The following is a 17,295-nucleotide window of genomic DNA, read 5'->3' as shown; positions in this document are numbered from 1 at the left end:
GGTCGTGCACACCATTAGTCGCGGCAATCGACTTCCACGACTTAGGCGCAGCCGCCCCCGCGCCGGACCGAGCAATCCCCGCCCCCCGCGCAGCGGGAGCATCCGGCCGGGAGGGCTGGTAAAGCCACGCATCGAACAGCGAAGCCAGCGGCCGACCGGACACCTTCTCCGCGTACTTCACGAAGTCACCCACCTTCGCGTTCCCGTACGCATGCTCCTTCGGCCACCCCTTCAAAATCGCCGAGAAGGACTTCTCGCCGACCTCGTTCCGCAGCGCCTGCAGGGCCAGCGCCCCGCGGTCGTACACGGCGATGTCGAACTGGTTCTCCGGGCCCGGGTCACCCGGCTTGACCTTCCAGAACGGGTCGTCGGCGGGGTGCTGGGCGTACACGTGGTCCGCCAGCTCCTGTGCCGTACCCTCGCCCTCCTTCTCCGACCACAGCCACTGGCTGTACCGCGCGAAGCCCTCGTTGATCCAGATGTCCTTCCAGCCGTCGACGGACACGCTGTCGCCGTACCACTGGTGGGCCAGCTCATGGACCACGACGGACACGTTCGAGCCGTTCGCGAACTGCTTCGGGCTGTAGAACGGCCGCGTCTGCGTCTCCAGGGCGAAGCCGCTCGTCACGTTCGGGACGTACCCGCCCAGGGCGTTGAAGGGGTACTTGCCGAAGACCGTCTCCAGCCACTCGGCGACCTCGGTCGACCGCTCGATGCTCGCCCGCGCGGCCCCCGCGTTGTCGCCGAGGTCCTTGCTGTAGGCGTTCAGGACGGGCAGGCCGTCCGCGGTCTTGTCGGTCGTGATGTCGAACTTGCCGACGGCGAGCGTCGTCAGATAGCTGGCCTGCGGCTTGTTCGAGCGCCAGTTGAAGCGCGTCCAGCCGAGCCTCGAACTCTGCGACTGCAGAACGCCGTTGGAGATGGCCTGTGAGCCGTCCGGCACGGAGACCGATACGTCGTACGTCGCCTTGTCGAGCGGGTGGTCGTTGGACGGGTACCACCAGGCGGCCGACTCCGGCTCCTGCGCCGCCACGCCGCCGTCCGGCGTACGCGCCCACGCGGTGAAGCCGTTGATCTTCACTTCGCTCGGCTTGCCCGCGTACCGCACGACGACGGTGATCGGCGTGCCCTTGGGCAGGCCGGCCGCCGGAGTGATCTCGAGCTCCTGCTCGCCTGACTTCTTGAAGGCGGCCTTCTTGCCGTTGACGCGCACCTCGCTGACCTTCAGGCCGAGGTCGAGGTTGAAGCGGGAGAGGTCCTGTGTCGTGGTGGCGTTGATGGTCGCCGTGCCCTCGAGCAGGTCGGTCTTCGGCTGGTACTTGAGTCGCAGGTCGTAGTGCGAGACGTCGTAGCCGCCGTTGCCGCTTGCCGGGTAATAGGGATCGCCGATACCCGGGGCCCCCGGAGTGAAGTCAGCGGCCGATGCCGGGATCGCCAGCAGCAGAGAGGCCGCGAGAGCGCCCGGGGCGATGAGTCTGCGGTGCACAAGAGCTCCAAGTCGTACAAGTCGTAGGGGCACTTCGGTAGATGGGTCCGACCTTATTGAGCCCCGCGGCCACGCGTCATGTCCATGGTCGCTGCTGTCACACGATCGCCATTCGGCCGACATATGCCAAAACGCCCCATGAGGCTGTCATGGTCGCGTACCGCCCTCTGTCGCGCGCGAGTTGACCGGTGTACCTTCCGCGCCATGCCGATACGTGCGCGACGCACACGCCTGATCTGGAGATCACTGCTGACGGCGGCCCTCGCCGCCCTGTTGGCCACACTCGTGGCCCCGGGAGCCGCCCAAGGGAAACCGGGCGGCCCGCGTGAGAGCAAGCCCGTCTACTCGTACGAGAGCGCGATCCGCGAGTCCGTCTGGGTCGACACGAGGATCGACGGTGACGACGACGGGAAGTCCGACCGTGTCGCCGTCGACATCGTCCGGCCCCGCGAACCGGCGGAGCAGGGCCGGAAGATACCCGTGATCATGGATGCCAGCCCGTACTACTCCTGCTGCGGGCGCGGCAACGAGAGCCAGAAGAAGACGTACGACGCGGACGGCAACCCCGTCCAGTTCCCGCTCTACTACGACAACTACTTCGTGCCCCGGGGCTACGGATTCGTCGCCGTCGACCTCGCGGGAACGAACCGCTCCGACGGATGCGTGGACGTCGGTGGCCGCTCCGACGTCCAGTCCGCCAAGGCCGTCGTCGACTGGCTGAACGGCCGGGCCCGCGGCTACACCACCCGCACCGGGGGCAAGGGCGCCAAGGCGTCCTGGACGAACGGTGCCACCGGCATGATCGGCAAGAGCTACGACGGCACCATCGCGCAGGGCGTGGCCGCCACTGGAGTGCGAGGTCTCAAGACCATCGTGCCGATCGGCGCGATCTCCTCCTGGTACGACTACTACTTCGCCAAGGGCGCCCCGCTCTACGACAGCGGCCCCGAGTGGCTGTCGGACTACGTGGAGAGCCCCGAGGCGCGGGCCCGCTGCGGCGCCGTACAGAAACGGCTTGTCGACGAAGCGCCCCGCACCGGTGACTGGACGAGGCTGTGGGGCGAGCGCGACCACACCCCGGACGCGGACAAGGTGAGGGCCAGCGTCTTCGCCGTGCCCGGCATGCAGGACCTGAACGTCCGGATGAAGCACTTCGGCCAGTGGTGGGACGCCCTCGCCGACGAGGGCGTCGACCGCAAGGTGTGGCTGAGCCAGACCGGCCACGTCGATCCCTTCGACTTCCGGCGCGGTGACTGGGTGCGCACCCTGCACCGCTGGTTCGACCATGAACTCCTCGGCTACGACAACGGAATCGACCGCGAGCCGATGGCCGACATCGAGCGCGCCCCCGGGCAGTGGACCACCGACCGCGTGTGGCCCCCGCGCGCCACGGACACGGTCAAGCTCCGCCCGGGCAAGGGGACTTCACCCGGCGTCGGCACCCTCGGCACGCGGCCCGGCACCGGCAGCGAGACCTTCACCGACGACCCGAGGCTGAGCGAGACCGACTGGGCCGCGCAGATCGACACCTCCACCCCGTCGAAGGCCGGGTTCATCAGCAAGCCCCTGGGCAGCGACCTGCGTCTGTCCGGCTCCTCCGAGGTCACCGTCACCGCGACCCCGACGACCCGCACCGCCCACCTCTCCGCGGTCCTCGTCGACCTCGGCCCCGACACCATCCGTGACTACGCGAGCGCGGGCGAGGGCATCACCACGCTCCCCGAACGCACCTGCTGGGGCCCGAGCACCGGCGGCGACAGCTCCTGCTTCAAGGAGACGAAGGCGAAGACCGCCGACGTCGACTACACGGTCTTCAGCCGCGGCTGGGCCGACCTCGGCAACTGGGCCGACGACCACGAGGGCCGCCCCCTCACGCCGGGCAAGAAGCACACCATCACCCTCGACCTGGCCGCGAGCGACCACGTCGTACCGAAGGGGCACCGCCTCGCCCTGATCGTCGCGGGCACGGACAAGGACCTCATCGATCCTCCGGCCGACACCCCGACGCTCGCCATCGACCTGTCCCGTACGTCTGCGAAGGTCCCGCTGGTCGGCGGCGCCGACGCGTTCCGTACCTCCGACACCGTCACCCCCCGCGAATCCCGTCTCGACGGCGTGGCCCCGCCGCGTCCGTTCCGCCCCGTACCGGGAGGCAGCACTTCATGAGACCCCGCACCGGCCTCACACCCCGCACCGGCCTCACACCCCGCATCCGCACCCTGGCGCTCGCCTGCGCCACCGCCGCGCTCGCCGCACCGCTCCTGACCGTGCCCGCGCAGGCGACGCCGACCCCGCCCCGTACGGGATTCGAGGAGACCAACGGCGCACGCTGGACCAGTCAGCCCGAGGAACAGAAGTTCCTCGCGGCCGTCGACAAGGCGACCGACCGGGTCTCGGTCTCCCGCATCGGCACCACCAAGCAGGACCGGCCCGTGCAGCTTGTCCGCATCGGTGAACGCCCCACGAAGAACACGGTGTTGCTGATCTGCAGCCAGCACGGCGACGAGCCCTCGGGCCGTGACGCGTGTCTGTCGACGATCCGCGACCTGGCGTACGCGAAGGACAAGAAGACCCGGACGTTCCTCTCCCGCACCACGCTCCTCGTCGTCCCCACCGCCAACCCGGACGGCCGCGCCGCCGACACGCGCGGCAACTCCGACGGCGTCGACATCAACCGCGACCACATATCCCTGAAGACCGCGGAGGCCCGCGCCTTGGCCGCCGTCATCCGCGACCGGCAGCCGGACTCCATCTACGACCTGCACGAGTACGGAGCGACGCCCAAGTACTACGACAAAGACCTGTTCGACCTGTGGCCGCGCAACCTCAACACCGACGAGGCGGTGCACGAGGAGGCGCAGACCCTGTCCGAGGCTTATGTCAGGCCGGCGGCAAACAAGTCCGGATACACGACGGGAACATACGGAATCTGGACCGATCCCGTGACCGGTGAGCCCATCAAGCAGACGGCGGGCGACGGCCAGGAGCGCATCCTGCGCAACGTCTCCGGCATCAAGCACGCGGCGGGCCTGCTCATCGAGAGCCGCGTCGACCCGCTCACGGATGCGGAGGAGAAGGACGAGGCGCTGAACAACCGGCGCCGCGTGAATTCCCAACTCTCTGCGCTAGGCGGCCTGTTCGCCTACGCCGACGAGCGGCGCGGTCAGCTGGAGGCGGCCACGGGCGCGGCCCGCGTGGAAGGCTTCCGCGACCGCGGGCCCATCTATCTCGGCGGCGCGGACAACGACCCGGCCGAGCCGTCCGAAGTGATCCAGGACCCGCCCTGCGGCTACGGACTCGACGCCGCGCAGTACGGCGACATAAAGGACGAACTCGCCCTGCACGGAGTCAAGGTCAAGAGGGACGGAAAGGGCGCCTACGTACCGATGCGGCAATCCGCGCGATCTCTCGTACCGTTGCTTCTCGACGAACGCGCGCCCTACCACCTCGTCGCAGGTTCACCCGACACCAACTGTTGAGTGGTTGATAGGTGCGTCACATGTGGTACTGGGTAGCGGAACACAGAGTCTGTACGAATGCTTAACCGTGAGAGGTGTGCTTGTGACGCAAGACCAACAGAAAGCGGACGCCGGGGGAGGGGACGGGCACATCATGCATGCCGCTCACGGTGGCAGGCATCCCCAGACCGACCGCATCGTGTTCGGCGTGACCGCCGTGCTCACCCTGGCCTTCGTGGTCTGGGGCGCCGTGGCGACAGATTCCCTGGAGAACATCTCCACGGACATGCTCGACGGCCTGATGCACAACGGCGGCTGGTTCTTCATGCTGACCGCCAGCGGCTTCGTGGTCTTCGCGCTCTGGCTGGCCGTCAGCCGGTACGGGAAGATCACTCTCGGCAAGGAGGGTGAGGAGCCGGAGTTCCGCACCGTTTCCTGGGTCGCGATGATGTTCAGCGCGGGCATGGGCATCGGCCTGATGTTCTATGGAGTGAGTGAGCCGCTTGCCCACTTCACGACGCCACCGCCGGGCACCGATCCCGCCGACTCGGCGGCGGCCATGGAAACAGCGATGGCCACCACCCTCTTCCACTGGACGCTCCATCCCTGGGCGATCTACGCGGTGGTGGGCCTGGCGATCGCGTACAGCACCTTCCGGCGCAACCGGCGCCAGACGATCAGTGCTGTCTTCACGCCGCTCATCGGCGAGAAGCGCGCCAACGGCGGCTGGGGCCGTGTCATCGACATCCTGGCCATCTTCGCGACGCTGTTCGGCTCGGCGGCCTCCCTCGGCCTCGGCGCACTGCAGATCGGCAGTGGCGTCGAGGTGCTCGACTGGATGGACGACGCGGGCACGGGTCTGCTCGTCGTCATCATCGCCGTGCTGAGCCTCGCCTTCGTGGCGTCCGCCGTCTCCGGTGTGGAGAAGGGCGTCCAGTGGCTGTCCAACATCAACATGGTGCTCGCCGGAATCCTGGTGCTCTTCGTCTTCATCGCCGGGCCCACGGTCATCATGCTGGACATGCTGCCGACGTCACTCGGCGCCTACCTCAACGACCTGCCGCAGCTGGTGGGCCGCACCGAGGCCTCCAGCGGCAAGGGCGTCGCGGACTGGCTCAGTGGCTGGACCGTCTTCTACTGGGCCTGGTGGATCTCGTGGACGCCCTTCGTGGGCATGTTCATCGCCAGGATCAGCCGGGGACGTACGATCCGTCAGTTCGTCGGCGGCGTCATCCTGGTGCCCAGCACGGTCAGCCTGATCTGGTTCGCCGTCTTCGGCGGTTCGGCCATGACGGTCAAGGACCGGGGCGGCCTGGAGGGCGAGAGCACGCCCGAGGCCCAGCTGTTCGGCCTCCTGCACGAGTACCCGATCGCCACGGTCACGAGCCTGCTCGTGATGATCCTCGTGGGCATCTTCTTCGTGTCGGGTGCCGACGCGGCGTCGATCGTGATGGGCACGCTCTCGCAGAAGGGCGCGCTCGAACCGGGCAAGCTCGTCGTCGTCTTCTGGGGCATGACGACGGGAGCCGTCGCCGCGATCATGCTGCTCATCGGTGACGGTTCCGACGACGCCCTCACCGGGCTACGAAATCTGACGATTCTGGTCGCCGCACCCTTCACCCTGGTCATGATCGGGATGTGTGTGGCCCTGATGCGGGACCTGCGCCACGACCCGCTGATCGTCCGGGGCGAGCACGGCACGGACGCCGTCGAGAAGGCCGTGATCGCGGGCCACGAGCAGTACGACGGTGACTTCGAGCTCCGCATCGGCCCGAGCGACAGCAGCGACAACGGCGACGAGGAGGAGACCCCGGTCAAGCCGGTCTGAGTCCGCTCCGTTCTCAGGAGGCGGCCGCTTCGTCCGCGAGGCGTGCCGCCTCCTGCGCGCATCCCCAGGCCACGGTGACCCCGGCGCCTCCGTGGCCGTAGTTGTGCACCAACACCCGACCCATCGCGGGCAGTTCGCGCTCGATCCGCACCGCGGCGCGGAAGGGCCGCAGCCCCACCCGGTGGTCGAGCACCCGCGCCCCCGCGATCTCGGGCCGCACCGCCGCGCACCGCTTCACGATCGCGTCGGCCACCGCCGGATCGGGATCGAGCGACCAGTCGTCCTCCTGCGCCGTGCCGCCGAGTACGAGCCGGTCCGGCTGCGGGAAGAAGTAGGTGGAGATCTGTCCGGTGGCGTCGGCCGAGGCGAACCAGGTCCGCACGCCCGGGTTCTCCACGATCACCAACTGCCCGCGCACCGGCCGCACCGAGGCGTCGGGCACGAGGCTCCGCGCCCCGATCCCCGAGCAGTTGACCACGCAGGGCGCCTCGGTCAGCGGCTCGTCGAGGCTTCCCGCCGTCCGCGCCTCCACCGTCCCGCCCGCGCGTGCGAGGCGCTCGCGCAGCCAGGCCAGATGGACCGGCATGTCGATCAGCGGAACCCGCGCCCACACGCCGGGGCCGCCGTACTCGCCCGGGGTCGCGGCCCGCAGCCCCGGCACCTGGGCGGCCCAAGGGCCGAGGTCGTCCAGCCGGGTCTCGGCTTGTACGCCATCGACCATGCGTACGCCGGTCTCCGTCGGCCACGCCGCCAACTCCTCGTACACGGCGAGGGATTGGAGCGACCAGGCACCGACCGCCGCCGCCGGTTCGATGCGATAGGGCCACCACAGCGCACCCGCGACGGCCGAGGTCGTCCGCTCGGCGGGCTCCCGTGCCCACACCCGCACCCGGCGCCCGCGCTCGGCGAGCAGCACGGCGGTCGTCAGGCCGATGACACCACTGCCCACCACGATCACATCGCTGTCATTCATCCCGTCCATCCCGGGAACGTAGCGGAATGTGTCATGCCGTGCTCACATCACGCCCCAGATGGGGATACTCACACCATGTCTGCCGAGTACGCGACCTTCGGTCTGGCACCGGCCATGCGCGCCGGTGGAGTTCTCGCCAACGGTGACTACCAAGTCCACCGCGATTTCGTCGACTTCATCGTGAACGGGCGTCCGCTGCTGTTCCAGCTCTCCGACCTCGACGCCGTCTCCCCGCTCGCCTCCGACGTACCACCCGCGATCTTCACCCACCATGTACGCGGACTCCTCCTGGAGACGCAGGCGCCCCTGAGCGACGACCGGCACGTCATCTACGGCTGTCCCGAGTGCGAAGGCCTGGAGTGCGGGGCGGTCACCGCGGTCATCGAGCGGGCACCGGACGGCACCGACACCTACGTATGGCGTGACTTCGCCTGGCAGACGGCCGAGCGGGCCGATCTGGAACTCAACGGCTACCACGGCATAGGGCCCTTCCGCTTCAAAGGCGCCGAATACCGCGAGGCGCTGGGCCAGTTGCTGGCCGGCGGTGAACCGGCGGCGCGACGCAGGGTGCTCCTGATCGGCGCCCGCGTCGCCGTCCTCGCCAAGCTCGCGGCGGCGCTGCGCACCATCGGTGTCGGCGCCGAGATCGCCGCGGACGCGGCGGGCGTGCCGCCGGACGAGCTGCGGACGTACGGGGCGGTGGCCTTCGGGCGGTCCGTCCCCGCGGCGACGCGCGAGGGGGTGCGCGCGGCGTTCGACGGGGCGGGGCTCCAGGTCGCGTACGTCGACAGCCTGGCCCCGATCGTCCCGCTCCTGGTCGCCCAGATCGAACACGCCCTGGACCGCAGCCCGTTGGAGCAGCGGCGCCTGACGCGGCTGGCGGCGGCGGACGGCTCGGCGGACGTGGACATCACCTCGACGTGCCGGGTCCAGCTCATCGCGTACCGCCAGGACCTGCTCTCCCGCACGCAGGTCCACGAGGTCTTCGACGGCGTCCTGGAGCCGGGGGAGCACCGCATCGAGCTGGACGCGAAGGCGACGAAGGGGGAGTCGTTCGTGGTGGCACGGACGACGGACAGCGTTCTGGTGGCGCCGATAGAGAGATGATCCGCGACTCCGCGACCCCGCAGCAGTGCGGCTCTCGACCCTGTGACACAGGTCACATCATGACCTGTCACGCCAGGGCGAGCTCGTCTGTCCCATGGGCGTCACCGACACGACGCCCCCGAACCCGGGGCATGAGCGCGGGAGTTGCAGATGAAGAGCGAGCACCGGATCGTCGTCCTGGGTGCCGGTTACACCGGCCTGCTGTGCGCGATCCGCCTGGCGCGCCGCGCTCGGCGGACCGGCGTGCGCGTCACGCTGGTGAACCCCTCGCCCCGGTTCACCGAGCGGCTGCGGATGCATCAGATCGTCGGCGGGCAGGAGTTGGCGGACCACCGGATCTCTGACCTCATCGACGGGACGGGCGTCGTGTTCGTGCGGGGCACGGCGACGGCCATCGACACCGAGAGCCGGACGGTGGCGGTCGACGCGCCGGACGGCCCCGCCGAGCTCACCTACGACAGCCTGGTGTACGCCATCGGCAGCTCCACCGACACGAGCACGGTTCCCGGAGCCGACGAGAACGCGAGCACCCTGAACAGCCCGCGCGCCGCACGCGACTTCGCGGAGCGGCTCGCGGAACTCGCCGTTGCCGGCGGCACGGTGAACGTCTGCGGCGGCGGCCTCACCGGCGTCGAAGCCGCCACCGAGATCGCCGAGAGCCACCCCGGCCTCCGGGTCACGCTGATCAGCCGCGGCGAACCCGGCCCGCTGATGAACGCGAAGGCGCGCGCCCACCTGTACGCCGCGTTCGACCGGCTCGGCATCACGCTCCGAGTCGGCTCCGCCATCAGCAAAGTCCTGCCCGACGGCGTCGAGTTGGCCGACGGCACACTCGTCCCCGCCGACGCCTGCCTGTGGACCACCGGCGTACGGGTCCCGGCCCTCGCCGCGGACGCCGGCATCGCCGTCGACGAGCGCGGCCTGATCCTGGTCGACGCCACCCTCCGCTCGACCTCGCACCCGCAGATCCACGCGATCGGCGACGCGGCCGCTGTCCGCCAGGCCTGGGGGCAGGTCCACGGCACCTGCCAGAGCGGCCTGCCCACCGCCGCGTACACCGCCGACGCGCTGGCCAGGCGGCTGCGCGGCAAGAGCGTCAAGCCGTTCCGCTTCGGCTACTTCCACCAGCCCGTCAGCCTCGGCCGCCGGGACGCCGTCATCCAGTTCACCCACGCCGACGACACCCCGCGCCGCTGGTTCCTCAGCGGCAGGGCGGCCGTCACGTACAAGGAAACGATCAGTGGCAGCCCGCTGAAGATGTACCGCCTCAGCAAGCGCGTCTCCGTCTCCGCGTCGCTGTCCAAGGGCGGCCGCGCGACGCGTCCCGAGAGGACCACGCGATGAGGGTCCTGCTCGCCGGAGCCACCGGCGCGATCGGCCGCCCCCTGACCCGCGCGCTGATCGCCTCGGGCCACCACGTCCTCGCACTGTCCCGCAGCGAGGAGTCCGCGTCAGCCGTACGCGGACTCGGCGCCGAACCGGTCAGGGCCGACGCCCTGGACCGCGACGAACTCCTCGGCGCCGTCGCGGGGTTGCGGGCGGACGGGGTCATCCACCAGCTGACCTCGCTGAGGAAGCCGAGGCGCACTCTCGACGCGAACGACCCCAGCAACCTGTTGCGCACGCGTGGCACCGCCCACCTGCTGGAAGCCGCGAGGGCCCTCGGTGCGCGCCGGTTCCTCACCCAGTCGATGGTCCTCGGCCACGGGTACGCCGACCACGGCTCACGGACCTTCACCGAGGACGACGACTTCGGCGTCAAGCAAGGCAATGTCGCCGACTTCATCATCGACGGGCTCCGCTCCACCGAGGGCCAGGTCTTCGGGTCCGGTCACCTGGACGGCATCGCGCTGCGCTACGGCGTCTTCCACGGACCCGGCACCTGGTTCGACCCCACCCCAGGCAGCCGGCCGACCCCCGTGCCACGCGACGGCGGGGGCTCCGTCCCCTGGATCCACGTCGACGACGCGGCGGCCGCCACCGTGGCCGCCCTGGAGCGGGGGCGCGGCGGTGAGGCGTACACCGTCGTCGAGGACCTGCCCGCGACCTGGGGCGAGGTCGCCACCGCCACGGCGGCGGCCCGCGGCGGTCGCGCGCCGCGGCTCCCGTCCTGGCTGCTGCGCCGGATGGTCCCGTACCTCGGTGTCCTGATGGCCGACACCACGCTCCGCGCCTCGCACGCCAAGGCCGTACGTGAACTCGGCTGGCGGCCCGCCCACCACGCCACGGAGTACGGCGCGCGCCCCACCCGTACGCCCTAGGGAGCAGCCGGAGTTGTGCCCGCCGGAGGACGTGATACGCGGCGAAAACCACGATTCTCGTGAGGTCACCGCCGCACCGGAACGTCAGCAACGCACCTTCCCCATCAAGGAGTCAGCCACATGACTGCCATCGCCTCACCCACATTGGCCCCGACAGCGGCAACACGCACCGCCGGCCGCCAGGCCCTCACCGGAATCGGCTTCGCCGTCCTGTTCATCGCCGCCCTGGTCTTCTCCGGCCTCGCCGGAAGCACCACCTACCCCTCGCCCTTCGACGCGGACAAGGTGACGGAGACGTACTTCGCCCGCAACGGAGGCGTCGTCGTCGGCATGAGCGTCCTGCAGCTCCTGTCGGTCGTGCCGCTCGCCGCCTTCGTCCTGGCGCTGACCAGGAGGGCGGGCGCCGGACTCGCGCGGGCGAGCGGGCTGTGCGCCGCGGCGGGGCTCGCGGCCTGTGCGCTGACCGGTCTCGCGATTCCGGTACTCGACGCGAGCGGCGAAACCCTGCACACGCTGCACCACCTCACCTTCCTGGCGGGAGGCCCCGCGCACGTCCCGTTCCTGGGGATCCTCGTCGGCGCGAGCGCACTCGCCGCGCGTACGTCGGCTCCCCGCTGGACCACGGCCCTGGGCCTCGTGTCGGCGGGCCTCGCGCTCCTTTCGGTCCTCACCTTCGCGAGCGAGTCGTTCATGCTGCTCCTGCCGCTCGGCCGCTTCACGGCGATCCTCTGGATCGTGGTCACCGCGATACGGGCGGCTCGCCTCCGCAAGTGAAGAGGGGCGGTGCGGGCCGCGTACTCCTTGTCGCCCTGTTCGCCACGCTGCGAGCATGCCCCGATGACCGAAGCCACGCCCGCACTTGACCCGTTCCTCGAGCACCGGCGACTGCTGCACTCCACCGCCTACCGGATGCTGGGCAGCGTCGCCGATGCCGAGGACGTCCTGCAGGACGCGTGGCTGACCTGGAGCTCGGCGGACCGCGACGCGGTCCGCCACCCCAAGGCCTACCTCGTGCGCACGGTCACCAATCTGTCGTTGAACCGCCTCACATCGGCACGGGCCACCCGCGAGACCTACATCGGACCGTGGCTCCCCGAACCCCTCCTGACGTCACCCGACATAGCCGAGGAGACCGAGATGGCCGACACCGTCTCCACGGCCATGCTGGTCGTCCTGGAATCCCTGAGCCCGGTGGAGCGCGCGGTCTTCCTGCTCCGCGAGGTCTTCGGCTACTCGCACGCGGAGATCGCCGAGACCGTGGAGCGCCCCGAGGCCACCGTCCGGCAGATCGCCCGCCGCGCCCGCGCCCACGTGCAGGCGCGCCGCCCCCGCTTCGACACCGACGCCGACCAGCGCCGCCAGGTCACCGCGCGCTTCCTCTCGGCCTGCTCGGGCGGCGACCTGAACGCGGTCATGGAACTCCTCGCCCCGGACGTCACCGCCTGGTCCGACGGCGGCGGCAAGGTCACGGCGGCCCGCCGCCCGCTGTACGGCACGGACCATGTGGCGCGGTGGTTCCTCGGCGTCCTGGCCAAGCCCGCGCTGACGGGCGTCACCCTGGAGCCCGCCACGGTCAACGGCGAACTGAGCGTCCTGTTCAAGCTGGGTGACTACGTCGGAGGGTGCCTGACCTACGACCTCGCGGACGGCTTGATCCACAACATGCGGTTCCAGTTCAACCCGGACAAACTGAGCGGCCTGCACCTTTCGTGACGACCCGCCCCGTGAGGTCGTGACGGCCCGCCCCGTGAGGCCCGGGTCCGCGCCTCGCCTAAACTCGACCCCCTGATGACCGCAACCCTCGTCGCCAAGAATCTCGCCGCCCGCCACGGCGACCGCTCCCTCTTCTCCGCCCTGGAGCTGGTCGTCGCCCCCGGCGACGTCATCGGCCTCGTCGGCGCCAACGGCGCGGGCAAGTCGACCCTGCTCCGCCTCCTCGCGGGCCTGGACACCCCGGAGACCGGCGAACTCCGCCTCTCACCGCCCGGTGCGTCCGTGGGCCACCTCCCGCAGGAGCCCGACCGCCGCCCCGGCGAGTCCATCCGCAGCTTCCTGGCCCGCCGCACCGGCGTCGACGAGGCCCAGCGGACCATGGACGAGGCCACCCAGGGCCTGGTCGACGGAACCCCGGGCGCGGACGACGCGTACGCGCTCAGCCTGGAGCGCTGGCTGGCGCTCGGCGGCGCCGACCTGGACGAGCGAGCGGAGGAGGTCACCGCGTCGCTCGGCCTCGACGTCAGCCTCGACCAGCCGATGACCTCCCTCTCCGGCGGCCAGGCCGCCCGCGCGGGCCTCGCCTCGCTCCTCCTCTCCCGCTACGACGTGTTCCTCCTGGACGAGCCGACCAACGACCTCGACCTGGCGGGCCTCGACCGCCTGGAGAGCTTCGTACGAGGGCTGCGCGCCGGCACGGTGGTGGTCAGCCACGACCGCGAGTTCCTCACCCGCACCGTCACCAAGGTCCTCGAACTCGACCTCGCACAGCAGCAGATCAACCTCTACGGCGGCGGCTACGACGCCTATCTGGAGGAGCGCGAGGTCGCGCGCCGCCACGCCCGCGACGAGTTCGACGAGTACGCCGACAAGAAGTCCGCCCTGGAGGGCCGCGCCCAGATGCAGCGGGGCTGGATGGACAAGGGCGTCAAGAACGCCCGTCGCAAGGCGGGCGACAACGACAAGATCGGCCGGAACTTCCGCAGCGACTCCAGCGAGAAGCAGGCGGCGAAGGCACGCCAGACGCAGCGCATGATCGAGCGGCTCGACGTCGTCGACGAGCCCCGCAAGGAGTGGGAGCTGCAGATGGAGATCGCGTCGGCGCCGCGCTCCGGCAGCGTCGTGGCCACCCTCCGTGACGCGGAGGTGCACCGCGGCCACTTCACGCTCGGGCCCGTGACGCTGCAGATCGACTGGGCGGACCGGGTGGCGATCACCGGCGCGAACGGCGCGGGCAAGTCGACGCTGCTCGGCACCCTGCTGACCCGCATCCCCACGGACGCGGGCCACGCGGCCCTCGGCTCAGGGGTGCTCGTCGGCGAGGTGGACCAGGCCCGCGCGCTGTTCCACGGCCCGGAGTCGCTCCTGGACGCGTTCTGCGCGGCGGTGCCGGACACCGAACCGGCCGAAGTGCGCACGCTGCTCGCCAAGTTCGGCCTGAAGGCCGCGCACGTCCTGCGCCCCGCGGCCACCCTCTCCCCGGGCGAACGCACCCGGGCGGGCCTCGCGCTGCTCCAGGGCCGGGGCGTCAACCTCCTGGTCCTCGACGAGCCGACGAACCACCTCGACCTGCCGGCGATCGAGCAGCTGGAGTCGGCGCTCGACGCGTACGAGGGCACGCTGCTCCTGGTGACGCACGACCGCAGGATGCTGGATGCCGTACGGGTCACGCGCCGCCTGGAGGTGACGGAGGGCAAGGTGACCGAACTGTCACCCTGACCTCCGCCGACTCTCCCCGGATCCGGATCCCGGATCAGCGCTTCTTGGGGTCCAGGAGACCGGCCCGCCGCAGCGCGTCCGCCATCGCGTCATTGGCCGGCGGCGGCCCCTGCCGCTTCTGCTGCCGCTGGCCCTGGCCCTGACCGCTCTGGCCCTGACCGCCCTGCTGGCGCGGAGGCCGCTGCCCCCTCTGCTGCGGGGGACGCCCGCCCCGCTTGGGCTGCTCGCCGTCGGCCGGGCTGGCCTCGTCGTCCAGGCGCAGCGTCAGCGAGATCCGCTTGCGCGGAATGTCGACGTCCATCACCTTCACCTTGACGATGTCGCCCGGCTTCACCACGTCCCGCGGGTCCTTGACGAACGTCCTGGACATCGCGGAGACGTGCACGAGCCCGTCCTGGTGGACGCCGATGTCCACGAAGGCCCCGAATGCCGCCACGTTCGTGACGACCCCCTCAAGGACCATCCCGCCCGCCAGATCGGAGATCTTCTCGACGCCGTCCTTGAAGGTCGCCGTCTTGAACGCGGGTCGCGGGTCGCGTCCGGGCTTCTCCAGCTCCTTGAGGATGTCGCTCACGGTGGGCAGACCGAAGGAGTCGTCCACGAACTCGTCCGCCCTGAGCGAGCGCAGCGTCGCCGTGTCGCCGATCAGCGAGGCGACCTCGCCGCCCGTCTTCTTCGCCATCTTGCGCACCACCGGATACGCCTCGGGGTGCACGCTGGACGCGTCGAGCGGGTCGTCGCCGCCCCGGATGCGCAGGAAGCCGGCGCACTGCTCGTACGCCTTGGGGCCGAGGCGCGCCACGTCCTTGAGGCCCTTGCGGGAGGAGAAGGGGCCGTTCGTGTCGCGGTGGGTCACGATGTTCTCGGCGAGTCCCGCGCCGATGCCGGAGACCCGGGCGAGCAGCGGGGCGGAGGCCGTGTTCACGTCCACGCCGACGCCGTTCACACAGTCCTCGACGACCGTGTCGAGGGAGCGCGACAGCTTCACCTCGGAGAGGTCGTGCTGGTACTGGCCGACGCCGATGGACTTCGGGTCGATCTTCACCAGCTCGGCGAGGGGGTCCTGCAGGCGCCGGGCGATGGACACGGCGCCGCGCAGCGACACGTCCATGTCGGGCAGCTCCTGGGAGGCGAAGGCCGACGCGGAGTACACCGAGGCGCCCGCCTCGGAGACCATCACCTTCGTGAGGTTCAACTCCGGGTGCTTCGTGATGAGTTCACCGGCGAGCTTGTCCGTCTCGCGGGACGCCGTGCCGTTCCCGATCGCGACCAGGTCGACGGCGTGCTCCTTGGCGAGCTTCGCGAGGGTGGCCAGGGACTGGTCCCACTTGTTCGCCGGGACATGCGGGTTGATGACGTCCGTCGCGACGACCTTGCCGGTCGCGTCGACCACGGCGACCTTCACGCCCGTACGGAAACCGGGGTCGAGCCCCAGCGTCGCGCGCGTGCCCGCCGGTGCGGCGAGCAGCAGGTCGCGCAGGTTCGACGCGAAGACCCGCACCGCCTCGTCCTCGGCGGCCGTGCGCAGGCGCAGGCGCAGGTCGATCCCCAGGTGCACCAGGATGCGGGTCCGCCAGGACCAACGCACCGTGTCCTGCAGCCACTTGTCGCCCGGGCGCCCACGGTCCTGGACCCCGAAGCGGTGGGCGACCATCCCCTCGTACGAGGAAGGGCCCTCCGTGGCCTCCTCCGGCTCCAGAACGAGGTCGAGCACGTCCTCCTTCTCGCCGCGCAGCATCGCGAGGACGCGGTGCGAGGGCAGCTCCTTGAAGGGCTCGGCGAAGTCGAAGTAGTCGGCGAACTTGGCGCCCGCCTCCTCCTTGCCGTCGCGGACCTTCGCGGCCAGGCGGCCGCGCACCCACATGCGCTCGCGCAGCTCGCCGATCAGGTCGGCGTCCTCGGAGAACCGCTCGGCGAGGATCGCGCGGGCACCGTCCAGGGCGGCCTGCGGGTCGGCGACGCCCTTGTCGGCGTCCACGAAGGCCGCGGCGGCGGCGAGCGGCTCCACCGACGGGTCGCCGAGCAGGCCGTCGGCCAGCGGCTCAAGTCCGGCCTCACGGGCGATCTGCGCCTTCGTACGCCGCTTCGGCTTGAAGGGCAGGTAAATGTCCTCGAGCCGCGCCTTGGTGTCGGCCGCGCGGATCTGCGCCTCCAGCTCGTCGGTGAGCTTGCCCTGCTCGCGCACCGATTCGAGGATCGAAGCGCGCCGCTCCTCGAGCTCCCGCAGATAGCGCAGCCGCTCCTCGAGCGTGCGCAGCTGCGCGTCGTCGAGCATCTCGGTCGCTTCCTTGCGGTAGCGAGCGATGAAAGGCACCGTCGAGCCGCCGTCGAGCAGGTCGACGGCGGCCTTCACCTGCCGCTCCCGTACGCCGAGTTCTTCGGCGATCCTGCCTTCGATCGATGCTGGAGTGGACGTCTGCAGAGGTGCCACGTTTCCCGCCTTCTCACTGGGGTTGCGGGGCAATTGTGGCAGGTGGCGCCGACAGCGGGGGGATCAGACCCGGTGTGCCCGGCCGGGGCGGCGTCCCGGGCGGCGCCCGCCTCGCCGTGTGGAGCTCGAGGCACCGCTGAAGAGCCGGGCAACGGCGCGGAACGGCAGCGTCACCACGGTGGCGAGCGCCGCTCCTATCTGACGCAGGACATCTGCGATCGCACGGAACACGGGATTTCCCCTTTCGTCGCCCGGTCCGGCGCCAAGCGCGCGGGACCGGAGACGAACGAGTACCTCGGACGGCGCCGTCCATGCCCCC

13 protein-coding genes are annotated in these 17,295 nt (G+C 70.5%); 9 read left to right on the top strand and 4 right to left on the bottom strand.

Going from position 1 to position 17,295, the window contains the following annotated elements; translation table 11 throughout:
* The coding region (locus tag ABD378_RS26325; RefSeq protein WP_344524450.1) for a M1 family metallopeptidase at positions 1–1,486 on the bottom strand (1,486 nt) is incomplete at its 3' end.
* A gap of 204 nt (positions 1,487–1,690) precedes the next feature.
* Between ABD378_RS26325 and ABD378_RS26320 the strand changes: the two genes are divergently transcribed.
* The 3 genes from ABD378_RS26320 to ABD378_RS26310 all read left to right on the top strand — a co-directional run bounded on the left by ABD378_RS26320 (position 1,691) and on the right by ABD378_RS26310 (position 6,772).
* The gene (locus ABD378_RS26320) at positions 1,691–3,652 is read left to right on the top strand and encodes a Xaa-Pro dipeptidyl-peptidase (protein ID WP_344524448.1); all 1,962 of its coding nucleotides are present in this window, start codon (positions 1,691–1,693) and stop codon (positions 3,650–3,652) included.
* Entirely contained in the window at positions 3,649–4,965 is a 1,317-nt protein-coding gene (locus tag ABD378_RS26315) for a M14 family metallopeptidase (protein WP_344524446.1), read from the top strand. Before ABD378_RS26320 ends, ABD378_RS26315 begins: the two co-directional genes overlap by 4 nt.
* A 133-nt stretch (positions 4,966–5,098) precedes the next feature.
* On the top strand, positions 5,099–6,772 hold the full coding sequence (locus ABD378_RS26310) for a BCCT family transporter (RefSeq protein WP_344524444.1): 1,674 nt from the start codon (positions 5,099–5,101) through the stop codon (positions 6,770–6,772).
* A 13-nt stretch (positions 6,773–6,785) separates the two neighbouring features.
* Here the strand turns inward: ABD378_RS26310 and ABD378_RS26305 are convergent, their stop codons facing one another.
* Complete coding sequence (locus tag ABD378_RS26305; protein ID WP_344524442.1) at positions 6,786–7,754, bottom strand: FAD-dependent oxidoreductase; 969 nt, start codon at positions 7,752–7,754, stop codon at positions 6,786–6,788.
* A 66-nt stretch (positions 7,755–7,820) separates the two neighbouring features.
* Between ABD378_RS26305 and ABD378_RS26300 the strand changes: the two genes are divergently transcribed.
* The 6 genes from ABD378_RS26300 to ABD378_RS26275 all read left to right on the top strand — a co-directional run bounded on the left by ABD378_RS26300 (position 7,821) and on the right by ABD378_RS26275 (position 14,545).
* Positions 7,821–8,852 carry an oxidoreductase gene (locus ABD378_RS26300; RefSeq protein ID WP_344524440.1) on the top strand — a complete coding sequence of 344 codons (1,032 nt, stop codon included), beginning with the start codon at positions 7,821–7,823 and terminating at the stop codon, positions 8,850–8,852.
* A gap of 150 nt (positions 8,853–9,002) precedes the next feature.
* A complete protein-coding gene (locus ABD378_RS26295; protein ID WP_344524438.1) occupies positions 9,003–10,196 on the top strand; it encodes an NAD(P)/FAD-dependent oxidoreductase in 1,194 nt (397 codons plus the stop codon).
* Complete coding sequence (locus ABD378_RS26290; RefSeq protein ID WP_344524436.1) at positions 10,193–11,113, top strand: NAD-dependent epimerase/dehydratase family protein; 921 nt, start codon at positions 10,193–10,195, stop codon at positions 11,111–11,113. The genes ABD378_RS26295 and ABD378_RS26290 overlap by 4 nt, the downstream gene beginning before the upstream one ends.
* A gap of 120 nt (positions 11,114–11,233) precedes the next feature.
* The gene (locus tag ABD378_RS26285) at positions 11,234–11,887 is read left to right on the top strand and encodes a hypothetical protein (protein WP_344524434.1); all 654 of its coding nucleotides are present in this window, start codon (positions 11,234–11,236) and stop codon (positions 11,885–11,887) included.
* A gap of 63 nt (positions 11,888–11,950) precedes the next feature.
* Positions 11,951–12,826, top strand: a complete 876-nt coding sequence (locus ABD378_RS26280; protein ID WP_344524432.1) for an RNA polymerase sigma-70 factor — start codon at positions 11,951–11,953, stop codon at positions 12,824–12,826.
* Positions 12,827–12,901: 75 nt separating this feature from the next.
* Entirely contained in the window at positions 12,902–14,545 is a 1,644-nt protein-coding gene (locus ABD378_RS26275; protein WP_344524430.1) for an ABC-F family ATP-binding cassette domain-containing protein, read from the top strand.
* A gap of 34 nt (positions 14,546–14,579) precedes the next feature.
* Here ABD378_RS26275 and ABD378_RS26270 read toward each other — a convergent pair whose 3' ends face one another.
* Together ABD378_RS26270 and ABD378_RS26265 are read right to left on the bottom strand one after the other, a co-directional pair.
* On the bottom strand, positions 14,580–16,976 hold the full coding sequence (locus tag ABD378_RS26270) for a Tex family protein (RefSeq protein ID WP_344524427.1): 2,397 nt from the start codon (positions 16,974–16,976) through the stop codon (positions 14,580–14,582).
* Between the two features lie 63 nt (positions 16,977–17,039).
* Positions 17,040–17,207: an LPFR motif small protein gene (locus ABD378_RS26265; RefSeq protein ID WP_344524425.1), complete on the bottom strand. Its 168-nt coding sequence runs from the start codon at positions 17,205–17,207 to the stop codon at positions 17,040–17,042.
* Positions 17,208–17,295 lie beyond the last annotated feature (88 nt).

Source organism: Streptomyces rectiviolaceus (assembly GCF_039533825.1).
GTDB classification, from domain to species: Bacteria; Actinomycetota; Actinomycetes; order Streptomycetales; family Streptomycetaceae; genus Streptomyces; species Streptomyces rectiviolaceus.
Note: the sequence above shows the minus strand (reverse complement) of the source record. Positions and strands in the feature narration are given on the sequence as shown.

Excerpts from the sequence above, each read along its gene's own strand:
- ABD378_RS26320 (WP_344524448.1), top strand. The coding sequence starts at position 1,691 with ATGCCGATACGTGCGCGACGCACACGCCTGATCTGGAGATCACTGCTG.
- ABD378_RS26315 (WP_344524446.1), top strand. The coding sequence starts at position 3,649 with ATGAGACCCCGCACCGGCCTCACACCCCGCACCGGCCTCACACCCCGC.
- ABD378_RS26310 (WP_344524444.1), top strand. The coding sequence starts at position 5,099 with ATGCATGCCGCTCACGGTGGCAGGCATCCCCAGACCGACCGCATCGTG.
- ABD378_RS26305 (WP_344524442.1), bottom strand. The coding sequence starts at position 7,754 with ATGGACGGGATGAATGACAGCGATGTGATCGTGGTGGGCAGTGGTGTC.
- ABD378_RS26300 (WP_344524440.1), top strand. The coding sequence starts at position 7,821 with ATGTCTGCCGAGTACGCGACCTTCGGTCTGGCACCGGCCATGCGCGCC.
- ABD378_RS26295 (WP_344524438.1), top strand. The coding sequence starts at position 9,003 with ATGAAGAGCGAGCACCGGATCGTCGTCCTGGGTGCCGGTTACACCGGC.
- ABD378_RS26290 (WP_344524436.1), top strand. The coding sequence starts at position 10,193 with ATGAGGGTCCTGCTCGCCGGAGCCACCGGCGCGATCGGCCGCCCCCTG.
- ABD378_RS26285 (WP_344524434.1), top strand. The coding sequence starts at position 11,234 with ATGACTGCCATCGCCTCACCCACATTGGCCCCGACAGCGGCAACACGC.
- ABD378_RS26280 (WP_344524432.1), top strand. The coding sequence starts at position 11,951 with ATGACCGAAGCCACGCCCGCACTTGACCCGTTCCTCGAGCACCGGCGA.
- ABD378_RS26275 (WP_344524430.1), top strand. The coding sequence starts at position 12,902 with ATGACCGCAACCCTCGTCGCCAAGAATCTCGCCGCCCGCCACGGCGAC.